This is a genomic window from Halococcus sp. AFM35 (genome assembly GCF_051195015.1).
Lineage (GTDB): Archaea > Halobacteriota > Halobacteria > Halobacteriales > Halococcaceae > Halococcus.
Genome location: NZ_JBNTJU010000012.1, coordinates 1 through 17,646 on the forward strand (window position 1 = coordinate 1; position 17,646 = coordinate 17,646).

The following is a 17,646-nucleotide window of genomic DNA, read 5'->3' on the forward strand; positions in this document are numbered from 1 at the left end:
AATAGAGCATCTCTTCCTTCACTCGGACGGCTCAGACGGTTCAAAAGGGTGGTATCTCTGAACGTGCAAAGCTGAGTCTTGATAAAATCCCTCGGTCGGGTAGGTCCGCCAGCGCTCGACCCACTGCTCGACGAGGTCGGGGTTCTCTTCGAGGGTGGTCGCGCCGAACAGCTGGTTTTTGGCGACATCGACCATGAAATCGGCGAATGTGCCGTCCTCTCGGGCTTGTTCGGCCATCTCGCGGTACTGTTCGCGCTCGGCATCGGTGTGTGGCTCGGCGATGGCGTCGATGAGAACCACCCCTTCCAACTGGTCGGGATAGCGCTCGGCGAAGCGCAGCGCCATGAATCCGCCCATCGACATCCCACAGAGCACGAACGAGTCGGTGCCGAGGGCATCCGTGAGCGCATCGGCATCGTCGGCGAGGTCGTAGAGGTCGTACTCGGTCGCGTACTGGTCGGTGCGTGCCCGGAGGTCGTAGGCCACCGTTCGGTACTCCTCGCTGAGCGCCCTGACCTGTGAGTCGAACATCGTTCGGTCCATCAGTGTTCCGTGGGCGAACACGACAGCAGGACCCTCGCCCCGGTCGGTCACGACCGTCTCCGGGCGCAGCCGGTATCGCTCGGTTGCGGCGTCGTTCGGTTCGGCCATACCGCCGGCAGGTCCGCACCTATCTTATACCTAGGCCGTGGCTCGCCACTGCTGTGTAACGCACCGCCACGGAGCGCCGGGATGAAAGCGCTTTTAATGGACCGGGCGATACTCACTCTCGCGCGTGGGTAGCCAAGCTAGGCCAACGGCGCAGCGTTGAGGGCGCTGTCCTGTAGAGGTCCGCCGGTTCAAATCCGGTCCCACGCACTCCCACTTTTTGCTACGCCCAGTCGCTTGCTAGCGCTCGCTCCCTCGCTTGCAAAAACGTGGGGAAAAAGCCCACGTCACCCCTCGCTGCGCTCGGGGGTTCCTCGGCCGCTCACTCGCTTCGCTCGTTCACGGTGTGGGTCCACTTGACTACCGCACAGCAACCGCCGAAGCCCTCACTCGCTTCGCTCGCCCGCCTTCATCCGCCAGGAACAGCGACCGCACCGCAACCGCTCCCACACCACAGCCGCCTCAGACGTCGCGCTCGACGACGAAGCGGGTGAACTCCGCGAGATGCTCGGCGGGTTCGTCGGCGAGGTCGAGTTCGGCGAGATGCTCGCGCGCTTCGGCAGCGATGTCGAGGGCGCACTCGCGGGCGTAGGCGACGCTGCCGGTCTCCTCGAAAATACTGATGACCTCGGCGATGTCCTCTTCGCTGTTCTCGTCGGTCCAGAGCAGTTCCTCCAACCGGGCGGCGCGCTCGGGCGTGGCCTCGCCGGCGGCGTGAATCGCCATCAGGGTCTTCTTGCCCTCGCGCACGTCGTTGCCGATGCCCTTGCCGAACGCACCGCCTTCCTCGGTGGCGGTCTCGACATCCAGAATGTCGTCACCGATCTGGAAGGCGATGGACATCAGTTCGGCATACCGTGCGGCGTGGTGCTCGACGTCGTCAGGTCGGTCGGTGAGAATCGCGGCGAGTCGGGCGACGATGCGTCCGAGACAGCCCGTCTTGCAGGCGCACATTTCGAGATACTGCGCTTCGCTCATCCCGATTGCCTGCTGGTTGTGCCAGTGGATGTCCATCCCTTGCCCGAGATGCGTCCGATTCAGCTCGTGCATGAGCATCTCGTAGATTTCGAGACGCGTCTCGGGCGCGAGGTCGCCGGGGTTGCGGGCGATGATCTTGAGCGGGAAGAAGTACATCGCGTTGCCCGCGTTGAGCGCGGTATCCGTCCCGAACTCGTGATGCAGTGCCGACTCGCCGCGGCGCATGGTTGCGCCGTCCTCGACATCGTCGACGATGATGGTTCCATTGTGCAGTATTTCCGGAATGCAGGCGTAGGGGAGATACTCATGCGGGTCGACACCGAACCCCTCTATGAGCAGACAGCAGACGACCGCCCGCCAGCGCTTGCCACCGCGGTCGAGCAGGTCCCAGACGGGTTCGGAGAGGGCATGCTGGACGGCCGTCGCGTCGTACTCGTAGGTCGGCGAACCGAAGAAGGAGGTCGCGTACTCGACACCGATCTCGCGCGGTAGCAACCGTTCGATTTCCTCGTCGATGACCGGCCGCCACGCCGCGAGCACGTCGCGCATACGCCGAAGGCGTCGGCGACGGGCTAAAAATGCTCGTTTGCCAATCGAAGGGAAACGCTTAGCACGCGCTCGCCGGCAGCTATCGCATGCACGACTGGATCGGCGAGACGTTCACGAGCGACACGGGCTGGAACCACCTCGAAGCGCTCGTCGACATCGGCAACCGGATGGCCGGCAGCGAGGGCGAGCGCCGTGCCGCCGAAGCCACTCGCGATGCGCTCGCCGAGGTGGGCGCACGCGATGCGCGACTGGAAGAATTCGAGATTCAGGGCTGGATGCGCGGCGAAAGCACCATCCGCACGGGCGACGCCGACAACGCCTGCATCGCGCTCCCGCGGAGTCCGAGCGCCGAGGTGACCGGCGAGTTCGTCGACCTCGGCTACGGCCTGCCGGCGGACTTCGAGGAGCACGACATCGACGGAAACGTCGTACTGGTCGCAAGCGATGTGCCCGACCACCACGACCGCTTCGTCCACCGCAGCGAGAAGTATCATCGCGCGGTCGCGGGCGGGGCGGCCGCGTTCGTCTTCCGCAATCACGTTCCCGGCCAGCTCCCGCCCACGGGAAGCGTGGGCGGTACGGACGGCCCAATCGGTGAAATTCCGGCCGTCGGCGTCTCGAAGGAGGTCGGCATGCGGCTGGGCCGGCGGTACGGCGGCGAGACGGTGAGCGTCGCCGTCGAGGCTGACATCCACGACGCGACGAGTCGGAACGTCCACGCCGAAGTCGGGCCCGATAGTCAAAAACGCCTGCTCGTGACGAGCCACGTCGACGCCCACGACATCGCCGAGGGTGCGATGGACAACGGCGCTGGCACGGCGATGGTGGTCGAACTCGCCCGCACGCTCCACAGTCGGGAAGACGAACTCGATACGACTGTGGAGTTCGTCGTTTTCGGGGCCGAGGAGGTCGGTCTCTGTGGTTCGGAGTATCTCGCCGAGGAGACCGACCTCGGGACGGTAAAAGCCGTTCTCAACAACGACGGCGTCGTCGCCGGACGGACGCTCTCGCTTTTGACGCATGACTTCGACGAACTGGAGACGGTCGCCGAGCGGGTCGCCGACCGATTCGACCACCCCATCACGACGGTGCCGAAACAGGGACCGCACAGCGACCACTGGCCGTTCGTCCGCTGGGGCGTGCCGAGCTATCACGTCACGAGCGACACGGGACCGGACCGCGGCTGGGGTCACACCCACGCCGACACGCTCGACAAGCTCGACGCGCGCACCTTCCGCGAGCAGGCGATTCTCCTGACCGAGCTCGCCGTCGAACTCGCCGACGACGGGTTCGCGGTCTCTCATAAGGACCCCGAGGACATCGCGGCCGCGCTCGAAGCCGAAGGCGAGGCCGCAGGGATGCAACTCACCGGCGAGTGGCCGTACTGAACGTCACGAATCGACGCCATCCATCTCATCGAACCCCACCCGACATCTGCAGGCCTACCCCTCAAGTGGCTTCACGAGGAACTATTCGCTGGTATGTCACAAGACGTGAACGATAGCCCCGTACCGAACTACGAGGGATGGACGGTGGCGAACGACCGGAAGACGGAGTACCTCGGTCTCGCACGGGGTGACACGCCGATGCTGTACGAACCGTCGACGAACAGGCTGTACGAGGGCAACCTCGACAGGGAGAACGAACGAATCGTGCCACGGGAAGAGACCGAACGGGAACTCGACCCCGAAGAGACGCTCGGCGAGGCGCTCGAATCCATCGGCGAGAAGACCGGCTGGGACTCGCTCTCGTCGTTCGCCGACGAACACCTGACCGACGACGGTTCGTGAAAACCGGTCGAATGCAGTAGACTCATTCGAGCGCGCTCGAAGAGGCGGTATGACAAACCTGCTTTCGACGTACATCGAAAATCGGGAGATGGTCCAGCCCCATCACGCGAACAACCTCCAGAGCGTCCACGGCGGCAACGTGATGAAGTGGATGGACGAGATCGGCGCGATGAGCGCGATGCGGTTTGCGGGCAACGCCTGTGTCACCGCACGCATCAATCGAGTGGACTTCGAGCGTCCCATCCGGGTCGGTGACGTCGCGCTCATCGAATCCTACGTCTATCGGGCCGGCCGAACGAGCGTCCACGTGCGCCTCCAGACCTCCCGCGAGGACCTCACCAGCGGCGAGCGCGAGACGACCACCGAATCGTACTTCGTCTATGTCGCCATCGACGAGGACGGGAACCCGATAGCCGTTCCCGACCTCACCGTCGATTCCGAGGAAGGTGAGCGATTGCGCGCGGTGGCGCTCGACCACACCGACGAACGGGGATAGCGACGCGAGGGCCATCCCGACAGGGGTAAGAAAGGCCGGTCCATCCACCACCCAATGAGCGATTCGACGGCGACGGCGGACGAGGGCGAGGTCCGCGTCGTCGGGACGGCCCACGTCTCCCCCGAGAGCGTCGGCGAGGTCGAGCGCACCATCGCCGACGAGCGCCCGGATGTGGTGGCGGTCGAACTCGACGAGGGCCGCTTTCGCCAACTCAAGGGCGAACAGCCCGACGATTTGGAAGCCAGTGACCTCCTACGCGGCAACACGGTCTTCCAGTTTCTCGCCTACTGGATGCTCTCCTACGTGCAGACCCGCCTCGGCGACGAGTTCGACATCACGCCCGGCGCGGACATGCTCGCCGCCGTCGAGACCGCCGAGGAGCACAGTTTGGACGTGGCGCTCGTCGACCGCGACATCCAGATGACCGTCCAGCGGTTCTGGGCGCGGATGACCGGCGGCGAGAAACTTCGAATGCTGCTGAGTCTCCCATTGGCTTTCGCCTCGCCGCTCGCGGTCGGGTTGGGCATCGGTCTTGCGACCGGTGCCTTCCTCGGTTTCCCGCTGGAGGCGTTCTTCGGCCCACTCGTGCTGCCGGCGAGCCTCACGATACCGGGACTCGTTTTCTCGGCGCTCGATTACCTGTTGGTCGCAACCGGTCTGGGTCTCGCTGTCGGGGCGATTCTCACGACGGCGTTCGTCTGGAGTGCACCCGACGAGGACGACGTCGAAGAATTCGACATCGAGGACATGACCGACACCGACGTGGTGAGTACCATGCTCGAAGAGTTCCGGCAGTTCTCGCCGGGCGGTGCGGAGGCGCTCATCGACGAGCGCGACGCCTTCATCGCCCATCGGTTAGTGGCACTCCGCGAGCAAGGCCATCGGGTCGTCGCGGTCGTCGGCGCAGGCCACAGAGAGGGTATCGAGCGCTATCTCAGCCATCCCGAAACGCTCCCGCCGATGGCATCGCTGGTCGGCCACGAGAGCGGCCGGCGCTTTTCGCCGTACAAACTCGTCGGCTACCTGTTCACGCTCGGCTTTCTGGCCTTTTTCCTCTTGCTGGCGATGGCCGGCGCGCGCAACGGCTTCCTTCTCAGGCTGTTCGGCGCGTGGTTTCTCATCAACGGAATCTTCGCCACCGTGCTCGCCAAACTCGGCGGCGCACACTGGACGAGCGCGCTCGTCGGCGGCGCGGTCGCGTGGCTCACCAGCGTGAACCCGCTGCTCGCGCCGGGCTGGTTCGCCGGTTACGTCGAACTCCGCTACCTCGATGTCAATATTGGCGACATCAACACCTTGAACGAAATCCTGAGCGACGAGGAAACCCCGCTTGAGGAACTCTGGGCACGCCTCAAGGAGGTGGCCCTCTTTCGGCTCATCGCCGTCGTTGCACTCACCAACGTCGGCTCCATTGTGGCGAGCTTCCTGTTCGCCGCCGTCGTGCTCCCGGTGCTCGCGGCCGGCGTCGGCGGCGTCGATGGGGTCGTCGAGTTGATGATACAGGGTGCCGAGAACAGCGCCGACCTCATCTGGAGGACGCTCACGTGAAATTCGCCCGCCGGGAACTCGTCGACCTCACAATCGCGTGGGTTGCCCTCGGGGTGGCGTTCGCGCTGTTTTTCACGCCCCCGCTTCGGGAAGTGCTCCTCGCCGGCGATGTCGACCTGCTGCTGTCGCCGCCCGTGTTCCGCTCGTTCGCGCTCAGCATGCTCACCGCCGGCATCGGGTTTCTCCTTCACGAACTCGCGCACAAACTCGTCGCCCAGCGCTTCGGGCAGGTCGCACACTTCCGTGCCGACTACGGCATGCTGTTCCTCGCGGTGGCGAGCGCCTTCGCCGGCTTCCTCTTTGCCGCACCCGGCGCAGTCTATCACCGCGGACGCATCACCGAGCGCCAGAACGGTCTCATCGCACTCGCCGGCCCGGTGATGAACCTCGTTCTCGCCCTCGGGTTCGCGGCGCTCGCGCTCTTCGGCAGTGGATTCGTCGGCACGGTCGGCGCGTTCGGTGTCGGCATCAATCTCCTACTCGCTGGCTTCAACATGCTCCCGTTCGGCCCGCTCGACGGCCGTACAGTCCTTTCTTGGAGCGTCGTCGTCTTCGCCATCGCCTTCGTCGTGAGCGCCGGTTCGGCGGTCGCGGTCTTCCTGACGTTCGGGTTCGGCCTCTGAACCGGCGAAACCCTCACTGGGTCACCGACGGGCTTTTGTCCGCCTCCGACGGCGCTTTCGCCATGACCGACGACGCGGACCAGGGACTCACCTACGCCGGGGCGGGCGTCGATATCGACGCGAGCGAGGCCGCCACCGCGGCGCTCGTTGGCGCGGCCGGGGAAGGCGAGGGCGATTATGCTGGACTGGTCGACATCGGCGGGCAGTACCTCGCGCTCGCGACCGACGGCGTCGGCACCAAACTGCTCGTCGCCGAGGCGATTGACGATTACACCACTGTGGGCATCGACTGCATCGCCATGAACGCGAACGACCTCGTGGCTGCCGGCGTCGAGCCGGTGGCGTTCGTCGATTACCTCGCGGTCGACGAACCCGATGAAGACACGGCCGCCGAACTCGGCGAGGGGCTCGCAACCGGTGCCGAGCGCGCCGGCGTCGCGCTGGTCGGCGGCGAGACGGCAGTCATGCCCGAGGTGATTCGCAGTCTCGATATCGCCGGAACGTGTGCCGGGCTGGCAGATGAAGCGGACCTCTTCGGCGAGGCGGAGGTCGGCGACGCACTCGTCGGTTTTCCGTCGTCGGGAATCCACTCCAACGGACTGACGCTCGCGCGCGAGGCCACGACCCGCGCCGGGAGCTACACCGACTCGTTTCCCGACTCCGAGAGGGCGGTCGGCGAGGTCCTGCTGGAGCCGACGCGCATCTACACCGACCTCCCGTTGCACGACCACGACACGCACGCCGCGGCCCATGTCACCGGGGGCGGCTGGACGAACCTCCCGCGGATGGGACCTCATCGCTACGAGATTACGGACCCGCTCCCCGTCCCGCCGGTCTTCGAGTTCGTCGCCGAACGAGGAGAGGTGGTCGACGAGGAGTTGTATCGAACCTTCAACATGGGAATGGGGTTCGTCGCGGCGCTCGACCCCGAGGACGCCGACGCGCTCGCCGGGACCACGGACGGAACGGTGGTCGGCGAGGTTACGGAGGGTACGGGCGTCGCCGCCGACGGACTGGAACTCGATTGAGGCGCGGAGCGAGTGGGAAATCAGGACAAGTGGGCGGCGATGTCGGCTTCGGTGATGATGCCGAGCATCTGTCCGCTCTCGACGACGATGACGGCGTCGTGATGGTCGAGATGTGTATCGACCGTATCGAGCGTGGCTGCCGGAGCCACGGTCGTAATCGACTCGCGCATCACGTCCGCGACGGGGAGTTCGGCGGCGTTTTCGGAGGAGGCACGCCGGACGTCGCCATTCGAAATGATGCCCACGGGATAGCCGTCGTGGACCACCGGCAGCTGCGAGTAGCCCGCCTCTCCCATCCGGTCGATGGCCTCACGAACGCTGTCGTCGGGCGCGATGGCGATCACGGAGGTATGCATCAGATCGCGCGCCCGCCGAATCCCGCCCTCGGCGGCGTCCAGAGCGGTGACGATTCGCCTGAGCGTCGAGAGTCGCGGGTCGACGTCACCGCTCTCGATGCGCGCGATGAGCGGCTGGGAGACCTCGGCGCGGTCGGCGAGCGCGCTCTGGGTGAGTCCGACGCGATTGCGGTGCTCGCGTAAGTCCTCCGGCGTCGGCAGCTCCATGTCCGGCGATAACCGTGGGTAATCAAAAGCATTACGACCCACCTTTTTCTGCGTCGGGTTCGCGCTCCGCGCGAACCACTCCTTGAAAAATCTGGACCAAAAACTCCCGCTCGCAAACCGCGCGAGCGGTGAACCGCGCTCACTGCTCACGGCTCATTTCGTTCGCCGTTCGCCTCCGAGGTTCTCCCTACGGTCGAACCTCGCTTCGTTCGCGCGGACGCCACCGCACCGCTCCGCAACCGCACAGCACCGCCACGCTCGCCTCTGGCGAAGGAAAACGTATTTGACTGGGGCCGGGTAACTCCGAATCGTCAGGGCCGGTAGCTCAGTTAGGCAGAGCATCTGACTCTTAATCAGACAGTCGGGGGTTCAAATCCCTCCCGGCCCGCTAAATTTTACTTCGTCGGGATTCCCTCGCTGCGCTCGTGCACCACTCCTCGCAAAATTTAGTATAAAACTTCCTTCTCGCTCACTCGCTTCGTTCGTTCACGAGAAGTGAAACGGCGCGTGGCGCGCCGTATGCTGGTTCAAATCCCCTAGCGCTATCACTCGGAAGAACTTCGAATGAGCTGTGCCGCCCTTTCTTAGTCGTTTAGTTGCCCAAGGAAGGGTGAGAGCTTACCCTGTATCAGTTCAGCCCTCTGCTCGGTGGCAGTACTGTCCGACCAGTCGCTTTCGTTCCATGAGATAGTGACCGGCCCAGTAGCCTTCAGATTCGTTGTGTGACTGTTTTCATACTTGCCCGAGACTTCGAGTATATCGAGATTCTCGGCTGACTGGTCGATGATGGTAGCACCTTTGAGGTTGTTTCCACTTCTATTCCCAACACTAAATCGCTGTGATGCGACTCTGCCCGCAAGATCTGCGACGGCGTTGGCCAGAGTAGAGTCCCCGGTTACTTCATTTTCGTCCTCCGGCTGCTCGACTTTGAGAATCGAGATGATTGGACGGTCTTGGTAGAACGACGACATTATCTCCTGGGAGAGCGGCTCAAACCGCCAGTCATCCCCATCAAGTTCGGTGTCGGTTATTTTTCCGATGAATTGAGGCGTCCACAGGTCGAGTAGATCCTGTCGAGATTCAAACGCAAATTGTCCGTTTTCAAAATACAGGATGCGAGAGGTTTCCAACTTACGTCGGTCACTTTCTTCCTCCTCATCGTCCTCATTTCGGATGAGGATGCTGTCAGGAGTGTCTGCTACATAGGTGAAATGGCAGAAGGCGTAGTCCTCGTGGTCATCTCCGAGATTGGGATCGCGTCCTTTCTCCTTAAACACACGAGTTTCGTCCCGTGCTTCGTCGTACTCCTCCTCTCTAATTGTAAAACGGCTGTCGATACCGTCGTAAACTTCTGTGGGGGTCGGAAGGTCACTCTGGTCGAGAGTTAACCGGCCAAATTTGTACGTTTCAGTTGTGGTCATGTTGTTTTCGATGTGACCTTACTGATTACTGACGTTCCGGGAGGACTTAAAAGCTACTTGACCGGAGTGAAAGTGAAATCAGCAGAAACAAGCCACCGATGTCGAGAATAATGCTTCTTCGATAAATCATTGGACAAAAAGAATAGGCAGTTCTTTGTGGTAGCAGCGATGGCCGCGAGACGAATCATCTTCTGACCTAACTTGTGATTTTCATTTGCTCAAATAGAAATTCACGGGCTTGTTGAGCCGATATTCATGTGTTTTGAACTACTCTCACAAGGGTCATCTCACGCCAATAGTGGCTGCTCTTCCTATATGTCAGTCGGGACTGTAATTCGGCGCTTCGTCGGTAATTACCACGTCGTGGGCGTGGCCCTCGGTCTGGCCCGCCGGAGAGACCCGGACGAACTCCGCGCGGCGCTTGAACTCGGGGACGGTTTCGGCTCCGACGTAGCCCATCCCGCTTTTCATCCCGCCCACGAGCTGGAAGAGTTCGCTCTCGACGCTGCCCTTGTACGGCGTCGCGGCCTCCACCCCTTCGGGCACGAAGTCCTCGTCCTCGTCGGTCTCCTTGAGATAGCGCTCGCCGCCGCCCGATTGCATCGCGCCGACGCTGCCCATCCCCCGGTACTGCTTGTAGCGCTTGCCGTTCATCGTCACGACCCTGCCGGGGGCTTCGTCGGTCCCCGCGAAGTACGACCCGAGCATGACCGCATCCGCACCCGCCGCGATGGCCTTGATGGCGTCGCCCGAGTAACGAATCCCGCCGTCGGCAATCACCGGAATATCGTGCTGGCTGGCGACGTCCGCGACCTGCGCGACGGCGGTGATTTGTGGCATTCCCGCGCCCGTGACGACTCGCGTCGTACAGATGGAACCGGGACCGATGCCGACCTTGATGCCGTCGGCGAAGTCGACGAGCGCCTCGGCGGCCTCCCTCGTCCCGACGTTGCCGACCACCACGTCAGCAGTCACCGAGTCGGCGATGTCGCGCGCGCTCTCGATGACGTTGCGGTTGTGGGCGTGCGCGCAGTCGATGAACAGCACGTCCGCGCCCGCCTCGTCGACCGCCGTGGCGCGCTCGCTTTCGAACGGGCCGATGGCGACGCCGACACGCAGCCGCCCTGCCTCGTCGCGGGCGGCCGAGTCGTACTCGCGGCGCTGGAGGATGCCTTGCATCGTCACCAACCCCGTGAGGTGGTTGCCGTCGTCGACGACCGGCACGCGCTCGATCTTGTGCTCGTACATGAGTTCGAGCGCCTCGCGCGCGCTCACGTCCTCGGGTACAGTGATGACCTCGTCGGTCATCGCTTCGCGCACCTCGTCGCGGTCGCCGACCTCCAGATAGGGTCGGACGTCGGTCGCGGAGATGATGCCCAGTACCTCGCCGTCGTCGCTCACAACGGGTGCGCCGCTGACGCCCTCGTCGTCCATCATCGCATCGACCTCGCGCACCGTCTGGTCGGGGCCCGCGGTCACGACCTCGCGGATGATGAGTTCGTCGGCGCGCTTGACGCGCTCGACCTCTTCGACAGTCTCCTCGATATCCATGTTCTGGTGAAGCACGCCGAGACCACCCCGTCTGGCCATCTCGGTGGCCAGTTCGCTCTCGGTGACGGTGTCCATCGCTGCCGACAGCACGGGGATGGAGAGTTCGACCGACGTCGAGACCTGCGTCGCGGTGTCGGCGTCGTCGGGTTCGACGTGGCTCTCTTTCGGCCGGAGAAGCACATCGTCGAACGTGAGCGCTTCGGGTACGCGGAGTTTCTCGGAAAACGGCTCCGAACGATTGGTCGCCATGTAATCGGTGTGAGAGCGCGAAGCAAAAACGTTCCGAGAACGTCGATACTGTGTCTATCGTTCGTGGGGTTCGTGTGGTCGCGTCTCACAGAACGTTTATCATCGTGTCAGTAGTTGACCGTGTATGGACGTCGCCAGTCCGCCAACCGCACGCACCGCCGTTCGGACGACCCTCGACTTCGTGGTCTCCACTGTTTTTACAGCGGCGTGCAAACTTACACTGGCGACGCGAGTCACGAACGGCTGGCGCTCCCCCGCGAACCGTGACTCACACCACCCGTCGGCTCCGGGAGAGAGCCACGCTTCGCCGTGAGTCACTCCCAACACCCGGTCGCGCTCCGCCTCGAACAGCGCGTCGGCGGCGCGGCCCGCCTGCTGGCGACCGTGATGGCGCTGCCCCTCGTCGACGGCATCTTTCCGGCGATGGTGCTCGCCGGCGCACTCGACGACCCCGCGGGCATCCTCGAAGTCGGACTGCTCGTGTTCGGTGGCAGTGCGACTGTCGCAGTCATCCTCGCCGAGATGAGCGGTAGCCGCCGTGAGCGCGTCGAGACGACGCTCGCGGTCGGCGTGGTCGTTCTCGCACTCGCCAGCGTCGAGGCTGCGCTGGCACCGACCATCGAGAGCCTGCTCGACCTCGCGGTGTTCGAACGGTTCGCCGCGCTGGTCATCCTCGCGGTTGCGGCCAAGACCGCGAGCGCGCGCGTCGGCGAGTATCTCCCGCGCCCGGCGGTCATCGTCGGGCTGGGGATGGTCGCGAGTCTCGACCCCGCGAACGCACAGCTCGTGCTGGTTCCCGACATCACTCTCGTCCTGCGTGGCGTGGCGGCCGCCGGCACGGGCGTAGCCTTCGCGCTCGCGGTCGCCGTCACCAGCCCGTGGCTCCATAATACTGTGGACATCGACCGCTTTCGCTTCGGCAGCGCGGTCGCACTGGGTGTGCTCGGACTCTCTGTGCTCGGGGTCGTCCCCGACGACGCGCCGCTCGCGCTGGCGGTGCTCGCGGTCACGACGCTGCTCGCGTTCGACCCCGGTGAGGCCGACGACGAAGAGCTGGACGAGGACCCATCCGCGGAGCCGTCGGGAACCGCGATGGCCGACGACGAGACCGACATCGGTCCCGACCGCGCGCCGTGGCTGTAAGGGTTTAGGGCCACCGTCCCGAACGCCGCGCATGGCCGACAACCGCGTCGTCGAGGGACGGATGGTCACGCCGGAAACGCTCGCCGAACTCATCGAGGGCGAGGACGTGATGGACGCCGAACCCATCACCGACGCCGAGCGGGACTGTCCCGACTGCGGGGGAAGCGTGCTCGAAGTCGGCTACATGCCGTCGATTACCGAGTTCGTCACCGGTCAGAAATGCCAAGACTGTGAGTGGAGCGCGACCGACCGCGGGTAGCAACCGAAATCGTTTTCGGTGGTTTCGTTCTATGCTTCCCTACGGGGTCGTGGCCAAGCCAGGTATGGCGACTGACTCCAGAGGCACCGCGCCCGGGACGAGACTCCAGACTGATATACAGAGCGGCCGACTGATCATCGCCCGCCGTGACGACCCTCTGGAGGACCGAGGCGCGACCGGAGATATCAGTCGATCGGGGGTTCAAATCCCTCCGACCCCATACTCTGCGGCGCTACGTGGCAAGCCAAGGCCGAAGGATTGGTTTCCGTTTCTACGTGACGATACTGAGAACCCGACTAGGGATTACGATTCGTCGATATAGCTCGTGTTGCTCTCTTCCGGCGTGTAACTGAGTGCGAGCGCAGACCGGAGCCGCCGGAGGGGATGTCTGATCGTCGTCATGCTGTCTGACGCATGCCACCATTTTACAGTATGTGTAATAAACTTTGTGTCGAACCAACTGGTCGCGGGTACAACCCACCGCCGTTTGCCAACGCTCATTGGTGTGCCACACGTCGTTTCGGTATGGTCGAACGCGGCGGGCAACGCCTGCCTGGTATCGACGAGGGCGATACCCCCATCGTGTTCCACGTGGATATGGATTGTTTCTACGCCGCCTGCGAGCGCCGCCGCGAGCCCGCCCTCCGGGGCGAACCGGTCGTCGTCGGGATGGGCTACGAGGCCGGTGAGACCCACGGCGCGGTCGCCACCGCGAGCTACGAGGCCCGCGCCGAGGGTGTCGAGAGCGCGCAGGCCATCTCGACGGCACTTGACCGACTCCCCCGTATCGAGGACGCGAGCCCGAACGAGACGGCCGGCCACTACATTCCTGTGGACCTCGACTACTACGAGACGGTCGGCGAGGAAGTGCGGGAAATCCTTCACGACTGCGCCGACGTCGTTCGCGAGGTGAGCATCGACGAGGCGGCGCTCGACGTCACCGAACGGACGTCGTGGGAGCGCGTCGACGGCCGGACGCTCGCCGAGGGCTACGCCCGCCACATCAAAGAGCGCATCCACGACGAGGTGGGCGTCGTCGCGAGTATCGGTGTCGCCCCCAACATGAGCGCCGCGAAGGTCGCCGCCGACCGCGACAAACCCGACGGACTTACTACTGTGGAACCCGGCGCGGTGGCCGAGTTCTTCGCGCCGCTCGACATCGATACTGTGCACGGCGTCGGTCCCGTCACCGCCCGCGAATGCCGCGAGATGGGCATCGAGACGGCGGGCGACCTCGCCGCGGCTTCGCCCGGCAGGCTCGACGAGCGCTTTGGCGAGCGCGGCCGCGAAATCCGTTCGTTCGCCCGTGGTGAGGATTCGAGACCCGTGACGCCCGTCGGCCGCCCGAAGAGCCTCTCACGCGAGTCGGCGTTCACCGATGCCACCGACGAGATGGCCACACTCCGCGAACGCGTCACGGCGCTCGCGGCCGCCGTCGCCGAGCGTGCCGACCGCAAGAGCGCACTCTATCGCACCATCGGAATCAAGGTCGTCACGCCGCCGTTCGATGTCAACACCCGTGCGCGCTCGCTGCCCGGGCCGGTGGCCGACGCCGACCTCGTTTCGGACGTGGCGCTCGACCTCCTCGAAGAGTTCGACGATGCGACCGTCAGAAAGGTCGGCGTCAGGGTGTCGAACCTCGCCTTCGAATCGGGCGAACAGGCCAGCCTCGACGGCTTCGAATCGCGCGGCGGCGGGCGGGCCGATGGCGGCGTCGAGCGAACCGATACGACGGATGCCACGGCGACCTCGACGGCCGGTCAGACTCGATTCGATGACTTCGTGGAGAATGGATAGCTACAAACCGTCGAGACACCCATCTCGGATATGGAGTTTCGTGCACGTAATCACGTGCCGGCGCTTGCGGGACTGCTCTCGGTGGTGTCGCTCGCGCTCGTCTTCGGGGCCGTCCTCGGCGCGTTCGAGGGAACGCTTCCCCGAGCACCGACGGCGGTGCTTGAGGCCATTCCCTTCGTCAACGTCCTCGTCAGCGCGCTTGCCATCGTCACCATCGCCACGGGCTGGCGAGCCATCAGGCGCGGCGCAGTCGCCCGCCATCGTGCGCTGATGGGCGTCTCGCTCGCGCTGTTCGTCACCTTTCTCGTGCTCTATCTCTATCGCGTCTCGCTGCTCGGGCCGGCACCGTTTCCGGGCCCCGAAACAGTGTATCAGTTCGTCTACCTTCCGGTGCTCGCCATCCATGTCTCGCTCGCCATCGTCTGTATTCCGTTGCTGTACTACGTCCTCCTGCTCGCGCTCACCCGTCCCGCCGAGGCGCTCTCGACAACGAACCACCCACGGGTCGGCCGCGTCGCCGCCTCGCTGTGGATGGTCTCGTTCGCGCTCGGCATCGTCGTCTATCTGCTGTCGTACGTCGTCTACTGACCCCCGTGGTCGAAACCCGGCACACATTTGTCCGCAGCGGCCGGACGCCCGCCGTGCAAAACGTCACCGACCGCACGAGCAACCCCTTCGGGATGCGTCCGCCCTGCGAGGAGTTCGTTCCCGGGTACGGCGATGCGAACGCAGCGTTTCACCTCATCGGCGACCACCCCGCTGTCCACGGTGGTCTCGATACGGGCGTCCCGTTCACGAACGCCGCCGGCCGTCGCCTGCTCGCCGTCCTCGCCGACGTGGGGTTGGTCGACGACCCCGATGCCGACGCCCCCGTCCTCGGCGAGCTGTTTCTGTCCTATCTCCATCTCTGTGCCGACGACCCGACGCCGGAGTCCTACGCCGATTGCGAGCGGTTTTTCGACGCCGAACTCCGGGCCATCGGCGCGCACGTCCTTCTCCCGGTCGGCGAGCGCGCGACCGACCACATCCTCCGAACCTACACCGCTCGCACTCCACAGCGACCGCTCGACATGGAAACCCTTCACGCGGGCGAACTGCGCGGCAGTGGCTGGCTCGTCGTCCCGATAGCGGACCCTGCCGACTGGGAGGACGGCTCAGCCGCACGGCTGACGGAGTCCCTCGAAACGCTGCTCGCCACCGACTACCGCCGCGAGGCCGACCTCGGGCGGTTCATGCCCGACGACCAGCCGTATCTCGTCCGCTGATAGTGCTTACGCGGTCGGGTCCGCGGTCCTGTCGCGTAGCTCCGTCCGTCGAATCTTCCCGGTTACCGTCTTCGGCAGGTCCTCGACGAACTCCACCTCGCGGGGGTACTCGTGGGCCGACAGCTCCTCGCGAACGTGGGTTTTCAGTTCCTCGGCGAGGTCTTCTGAACCACTTCCCTCCTCGGTGAGCACGACGTAGGCTTTGACGATGTTGCCCCGCTCCTCGTCGGGTTTCGGGACGACGGCGGCCTCGGCGACTGCTGGATGTTCGCCCAGCGAGCTTTCGACCTCGAAGGGACCGATGCGGTAGCCAGAGGAGAGGATGACGTCGTCGGCGCGGCCCTCGAACCAGAAGTACCCGTCTTCATCGAGGTGGGCGAGGTCGCCCGAGAGATACCACTCGCCATCCGAACCGTCGACGAAACAGTCGGCGGTCTTTTCGGGGTTCTCCCAGAACTCGGCGAAAAAGCACGGGAACTCCCCACGATGAGCGATCTCGCCCGTCTCGCCGGCTCCGAGCGTCTCGCCGGTCGCGGGGTCGACGATGGCCGACTCCACACCGGGCAGGGGTTTGCCCATGCTTCCGGGTCGGAGTTCCATCGTCGGGTAGTTGTTGATGACCATGTTCCCGGTTTCAGTCTGCCCATACGTATCGAGAATCGTGACTCCCAATGCCTGTTCGCCCCACTCGACGACGCCCGCAGACAGCGGCTCGCCGATGGAGAGCGCGTGGCGCAAATCGAGGTCCACATCCGTGAGGACCGTCTCGTTGGTCCGCAGCATCCGGTAGGCCGTCGGCACCGAAAACAACACTGTGACGGGAAACTCGTCGAGGAGGTCGGCCCACTCTTCAGGACTGAACTCCCCCTCGTAGGCGAGCTGGCTCGTCCCCCAGAACCACGCGCCGAGGGCGTTGATGGGACCGGTGAGCCAGCCCAAATCGGCCGTCGACCAGTAGAGGTCGTCCTCTTGCAGGTCGACCGCGTAGCGCTGGGTGGCCGCGACACCGGCGACCCAGCGGTGTTTGTGGAGGACGCCCTTCGCCAGCCCGGTCGTGCCGCTCGTGTAGTAGAGTAAGGCATTATCCTCGCCGCTCGTTGCCACCGCGTCGTATTCGGCGCTCGCCGCGGCCATCGCCTCGGTGAAATCCACGTCATCGTTGGCCACGCCGTCACCCCGGTCGACCGTAATCACTGTCTCGACGCTCGAAACGTTCGCAAGCGCCTCTTCGACGGTTTCGCGGTTTTCGGAGGTCGTCACGACCGCGCTGGCATCGCAGTCGTCCAGTCGGTAGGCGATACCCTCGGGACCGAACCGTTCGTTGACGCCGCCGAAGACCGCACCCCGCTTCAGCGTTCCCACCAGTGCGACGTAGTGGGCCGGAATCCGGGGCAGGTAGGTGAACACTCTGTCCCCGCGCTCGATACCCGCCGAGTCGAGTACGTTTGCAAACCGGCTCGACCGTTCGGCGAGGTCGTCGAACGTCAGCGTCTCGCGCTCGCCGTCGGTACCGGCGTACTCCAGTGCCACCCTTCCTGTGCCGTCGGCGTGGCGGTCACAGACCTCGTGGCCGATGTTGAACGCCTCGGGGGCGTCCCAGTCGGCTTCGGCATAGATATCTTCCCACGAGAACTCCTCGCGCGCGGCCTCGTAATCGGTCAGGTTGTGCGTTGCCATACCCCGAATAACGCCACATCCACCATCAATCATGTTCCCTCCGTAGTGATATGTTCCCGTG

Annotated in this window: 17 protein-coding genes and 3 tRNA genes; 14 read left to right on the forward strand and 6 right to left on the reverse strand. The window is 64.4% G+C overall.

Annotated elements, in window-relative coordinates:
- Positions 1-18: 18 nt before the first annotated feature.
- A complete protein-coding gene (locus ACQUQO_RS10665) occupies positions 19-651 on the reverse strand; it encodes an alpha/beta hydrolase (protein ID WP_435077985.1) in 633 nt (210 codons plus the stop codon).
- A gap of 122 nt (positions 652-773) precedes the next feature.
- Between ACQUQO_RS10665 and ACQUQO_RS10670 the strand changes: the two genes are divergently transcribed.
- A tRNA-Leu gene (locus tag ACQUQO_RS10670) sits at positions 774-858 on the forward strand.
- 252 nt (positions 859-1,110) lie between these two features.
- On the opposite strand, the gene ACQUQO_RS10675 is transcribed toward ACQUQO_RS10670, so the two are convergent.
- The gene (locus ACQUQO_RS10675; protein WP_435077987.1) at positions 1,111-2,175 is read right to left on the reverse strand and encodes a polyprenyl synthetase family protein; all 1,065 of its coding nucleotides are present in this window, start codon (positions 2,173-2,175) and stop codon (positions 1,111-1,113) included.
- An 86-nt stretch (positions 2,176-2,261) separates the two neighbouring features.
- Here ACQUQO_RS10675 and ACQUQO_RS10680 point away from each other — a divergent pair, with 86 nt between their 5' ends.
- The 6 genes from ACQUQO_RS10680 (at position 2,262) to purM (ending at position 7,660) form a co-directional block, all read left to right on the forward strand.
- The gene (locus tag ACQUQO_RS10680) at positions 2,262-3,563 is read left to right on the forward strand and encodes a M28 family peptidase (protein WP_435077988.1); all 1,302 of its coding nucleotides are present in this window, start codon (positions 2,262-2,264) and stop codon (positions 3,561-3,563) included.
- A 93-nt stretch (positions 3,564-3,656) separates the two neighbouring features.
- Entirely contained in the window at positions 3,657-3,965 is a 309-nt protein-coding gene (locus tag ACQUQO_RS10685) for a hypothetical protein (RefSeq protein WP_435077989.1), read from the forward strand.
- 49 nt (positions 3,966-4,014) lie between these two features.
- Positions 4,015-4,461, forward strand: a complete 447-nt coding sequence (locus ACQUQO_RS10690; protein ID WP_435077990.1) for an acyl-CoA thioesterase — start codon at positions 4,015-4,017, stop codon at positions 4,459-4,461.
- Between the two features lie 54 nt (positions 4,462-4,515).
- Positions 4,516-6,009: a TraB/GumN family protein gene (locus tag ACQUQO_RS10695; RefSeq protein ID WP_435077991.1), complete on the forward strand. Its 1,494-nt coding sequence runs from the start codon at positions 4,516-4,518 to the stop codon at positions 6,007-6,009.
- Positions 6,006-6,632 carry a metalloprotease gene (locus ACQUQO_RS10700; RefSeq protein ID WP_435077993.1) on the forward strand — a complete coding sequence of 209 codons (627 nt, stop codon included), beginning with the start codon at positions 6,006-6,008 and terminating at the stop codon, positions 6,630-6,632. Before ACQUQO_RS10695 ends, ACQUQO_RS10700 begins: the two co-directional genes overlap by 4 nt.
- Before the next feature lie 62 nt (positions 6,633-6,694).
- Entirely contained in the window at positions 6,695-7,660 is a 966-nt protein-coding gene (gene purM, locus ACQUQO_RS10705) for a phosphoribosylformylglycinamidine cyclo-ligase (protein WP_435077994.1), read from the forward strand.
- A 20-nt stretch (positions 7,661-7,680) separates the two neighbouring features.
- On the opposite strand, the gene ACQUQO_RS10710 is transcribed toward purM, so the two are convergent.
- Entirely contained in the window at positions 7,681-8,223 is a 543-nt protein-coding gene (locus ACQUQO_RS10710) for a CBS domain-containing protein (protein WP_435077995.1), read from the reverse strand.
- Between the two features lie 314 nt (positions 8,224-8,537).
- Here ACQUQO_RS10710 and ACQUQO_RS10715 point away from each other — a divergent pair.
- A tRNA-Lys gene (locus ACQUQO_RS10715) sits at positions 8,538-8,611 on the forward strand.
- 196 nt (positions 8,612-8,807) lie between these two features.
- Here ACQUQO_RS10715 and ACQUQO_RS10720 read toward each other — a convergent pair.
- Positions 8,808-9,644 (reverse strand): hypothetical protein, encoded by an 837-nt coding sequence (locus ACQUQO_RS10720; RefSeq protein WP_435077996.1) that lies wholly within the window; start codon positions 9,642-9,644, stop codon positions 8,808-8,810.
- A 318-nt stretch (positions 9,645-9,962) separates the two neighbouring features.
- Positions 9,963-11,444: an IMP dehydrogenase gene (gene guaB, locus ACQUQO_RS10725; protein ID WP_435077997.1), complete on the reverse strand. Its 1,482-nt coding sequence runs from the start codon at positions 11,442-11,444 to the stop codon at positions 9,963-9,965.
- A gap of 309 nt (positions 11,445-11,753) precedes the next feature.
- On the opposite strand from guaB, the gene ACQUQO_RS10730 reads away from it, so the two are divergent.
- The 6 genes from ACQUQO_RS10730 (at position 11,754) to ACQUQO_RS10755 (ending at position 15,908) form a co-directional block, all read left to right on the forward strand.
- A complete protein-coding gene (locus ACQUQO_RS10730) occupies positions 11,754-12,587 on the forward strand; it encodes a DUF5794 domain-containing protein (RefSeq protein ID WP_435077998.1) in 834 nt (277 codons plus the stop codon).
- Between the two features lie 31 nt (positions 12,588-12,618).
- Positions 12,619-12,846, forward strand: coding sequence for a DUF5795 family protein (locus ACQUQO_RS10735; protein ID WP_435077999.1), 228 nt, complete (start codon positions 12,619-12,621; stop codon positions 12,844-12,846).
- Between the two features lie 43 nt (positions 12,847-12,889).
- Positions 12,890-13,066, forward strand: a tRNA-Trp gene (locus ACQUQO_RS10740).
- A 305-nt stretch (positions 13,067-13,371) separates the two neighbouring features.
- Positions 13,372-14,643, forward strand: a complete 1,272-nt coding sequence (gene dinB / locus ACQUQO_RS10745) for a DNA polymerase IV (protein WP_435078000.1) — start codon at positions 13,372-13,374, stop codon at positions 14,641-14,643.
- Between the two features lie 30 nt (positions 14,644-14,673).
- Positions 14,674-15,231 (forward strand): DUF420 domain-containing protein, encoded by a 558-nt coding sequence (locus ACQUQO_RS10750; RefSeq protein ID WP_435078001.1) that lies wholly within the window; start codon positions 14,674-14,676, stop codon positions 15,229-15,231.
- Between the two features lie 53 nt (positions 15,232-15,284).
- Positions 15,285-15,908 (forward strand): uracil-DNA glycosylase family protein, encoded by a 624-nt coding sequence (locus ACQUQO_RS10755; RefSeq protein WP_435078002.1) that lies wholly within the window; start codon positions 15,285-15,287, stop codon positions 15,906-15,908.
- A gap of 6 nt (positions 15,909-15,914) precedes the next feature.
- Here ACQUQO_RS10755 and ACQUQO_RS10760 read toward each other — a convergent pair whose 3' ends face one another.
- Positions 15,915-17,585 carry an acyl-CoA synthetase gene (locus tag ACQUQO_RS10760; protein WP_435078003.1) on the reverse strand — a complete coding sequence of 557 codons (1,671 nt, stop codon included), beginning with the start codon at positions 17,583-17,585 and terminating at the stop codon, positions 15,915-15,917.
- Positions 17,586-17,646 lie beyond the last annotated feature (61 nt).

Excerpts from the sequence above, each read along its gene's own strand:
- ACQUQO_RS10695 (WP_435077991.1), top strand. The coding sequence starts at position 4,516 with ATGAGCGATTCGACGGCGACGGCGGACGAGGGCGAGGTCCGCGTCGTC.
- guaB (WP_435077997.1), bottom strand. The coding sequence starts at position 11,444 with ATGGCGACCAATCGTTCGGAGCCGTTTTCCGAGAAACTCCGCGTACCC.
- ACQUQO_RS10680 (WP_435077988.1), top strand. The coding sequence starts at position 2,262 with ATGCACGACTGGATCGGCGAGACGTTCACGAGCGACACGGGCTGGAAC.
- ACQUQO_RS10675 (WP_435077987.1), bottom strand. The coding sequence starts at position 2,175 with ATGCGCGACGTGCTCGCGGCGTGGCGGCCGGTCATCGACGAGGAAATC.
- ACQUQO_RS10720 (WP_435077996.1), bottom strand. The coding sequence starts at position 9,644 with ATGACCACAACTGAAACGTACAAATTTGGCCGGTTAACTCTCGACCAG.
- ACQUQO_RS10665 (WP_435077985.1), bottom strand. The coding sequence starts at position 651 with ATGGCCGAACCGAACGACGCCGCAACCGAGCGATACCGGCTGCGCCCG.
- dinB (WP_435078000.1), top strand. The coding sequence starts at position 13,372 with ATGGTCGAACGCGGCGGGCAACGCCTGCCTGGTATCGACGAGGGCGAT.
- ACQUQO_RS10750 (WP_435078001.1), top strand. The coding sequence starts at position 14,674 with ATGGAGTTTCGTGCACGTAATCACGTGCCGGCGCTTGCGGGACTGCTC.
- ACQUQO_RS10710 (WP_435077995.1), bottom strand. The coding sequence starts at position 8,223 with ATGGAGCTGCCGACGCCGGAGGACTTACGCGAGCACCGCAATCGCGTC.
- ACQUQO_RS10760 (WP_435078003.1), bottom strand. The coding sequence starts at position 17,585 with ATGGCAACGCACAACCTGACCGATTACGAGGCCGCGCGCGAGGAGTTC.
- ACQUQO_RS10690 (WP_435077990.1), top strand. The coding sequence starts at position 4,015 with ATGACAAACCTGCTTTCGACGTACATCGAAAATCGGGAGATGGTCCAG.
- ACQUQO_RS10685 (WP_435077989.1), top strand. The coding sequence starts at position 3,657 with ATGTCACAAGACGTGAACGATAGCCCCGTACCGAACTACGAGGGATGG.
- ACQUQO_RS10735 (WP_435077999.1), top strand. The coding sequence starts at position 12,619 with ATGGCCGACAACCGCGTCGTCGAGGGACGGATGGTCACGCCGGAAACG.
- purM (WP_435077994.1), top strand. The coding sequence starts at position 6,695 with ATGACCGACGACGCGGACCAGGGACTCACCTACGCCGGGGCGGGCGTC.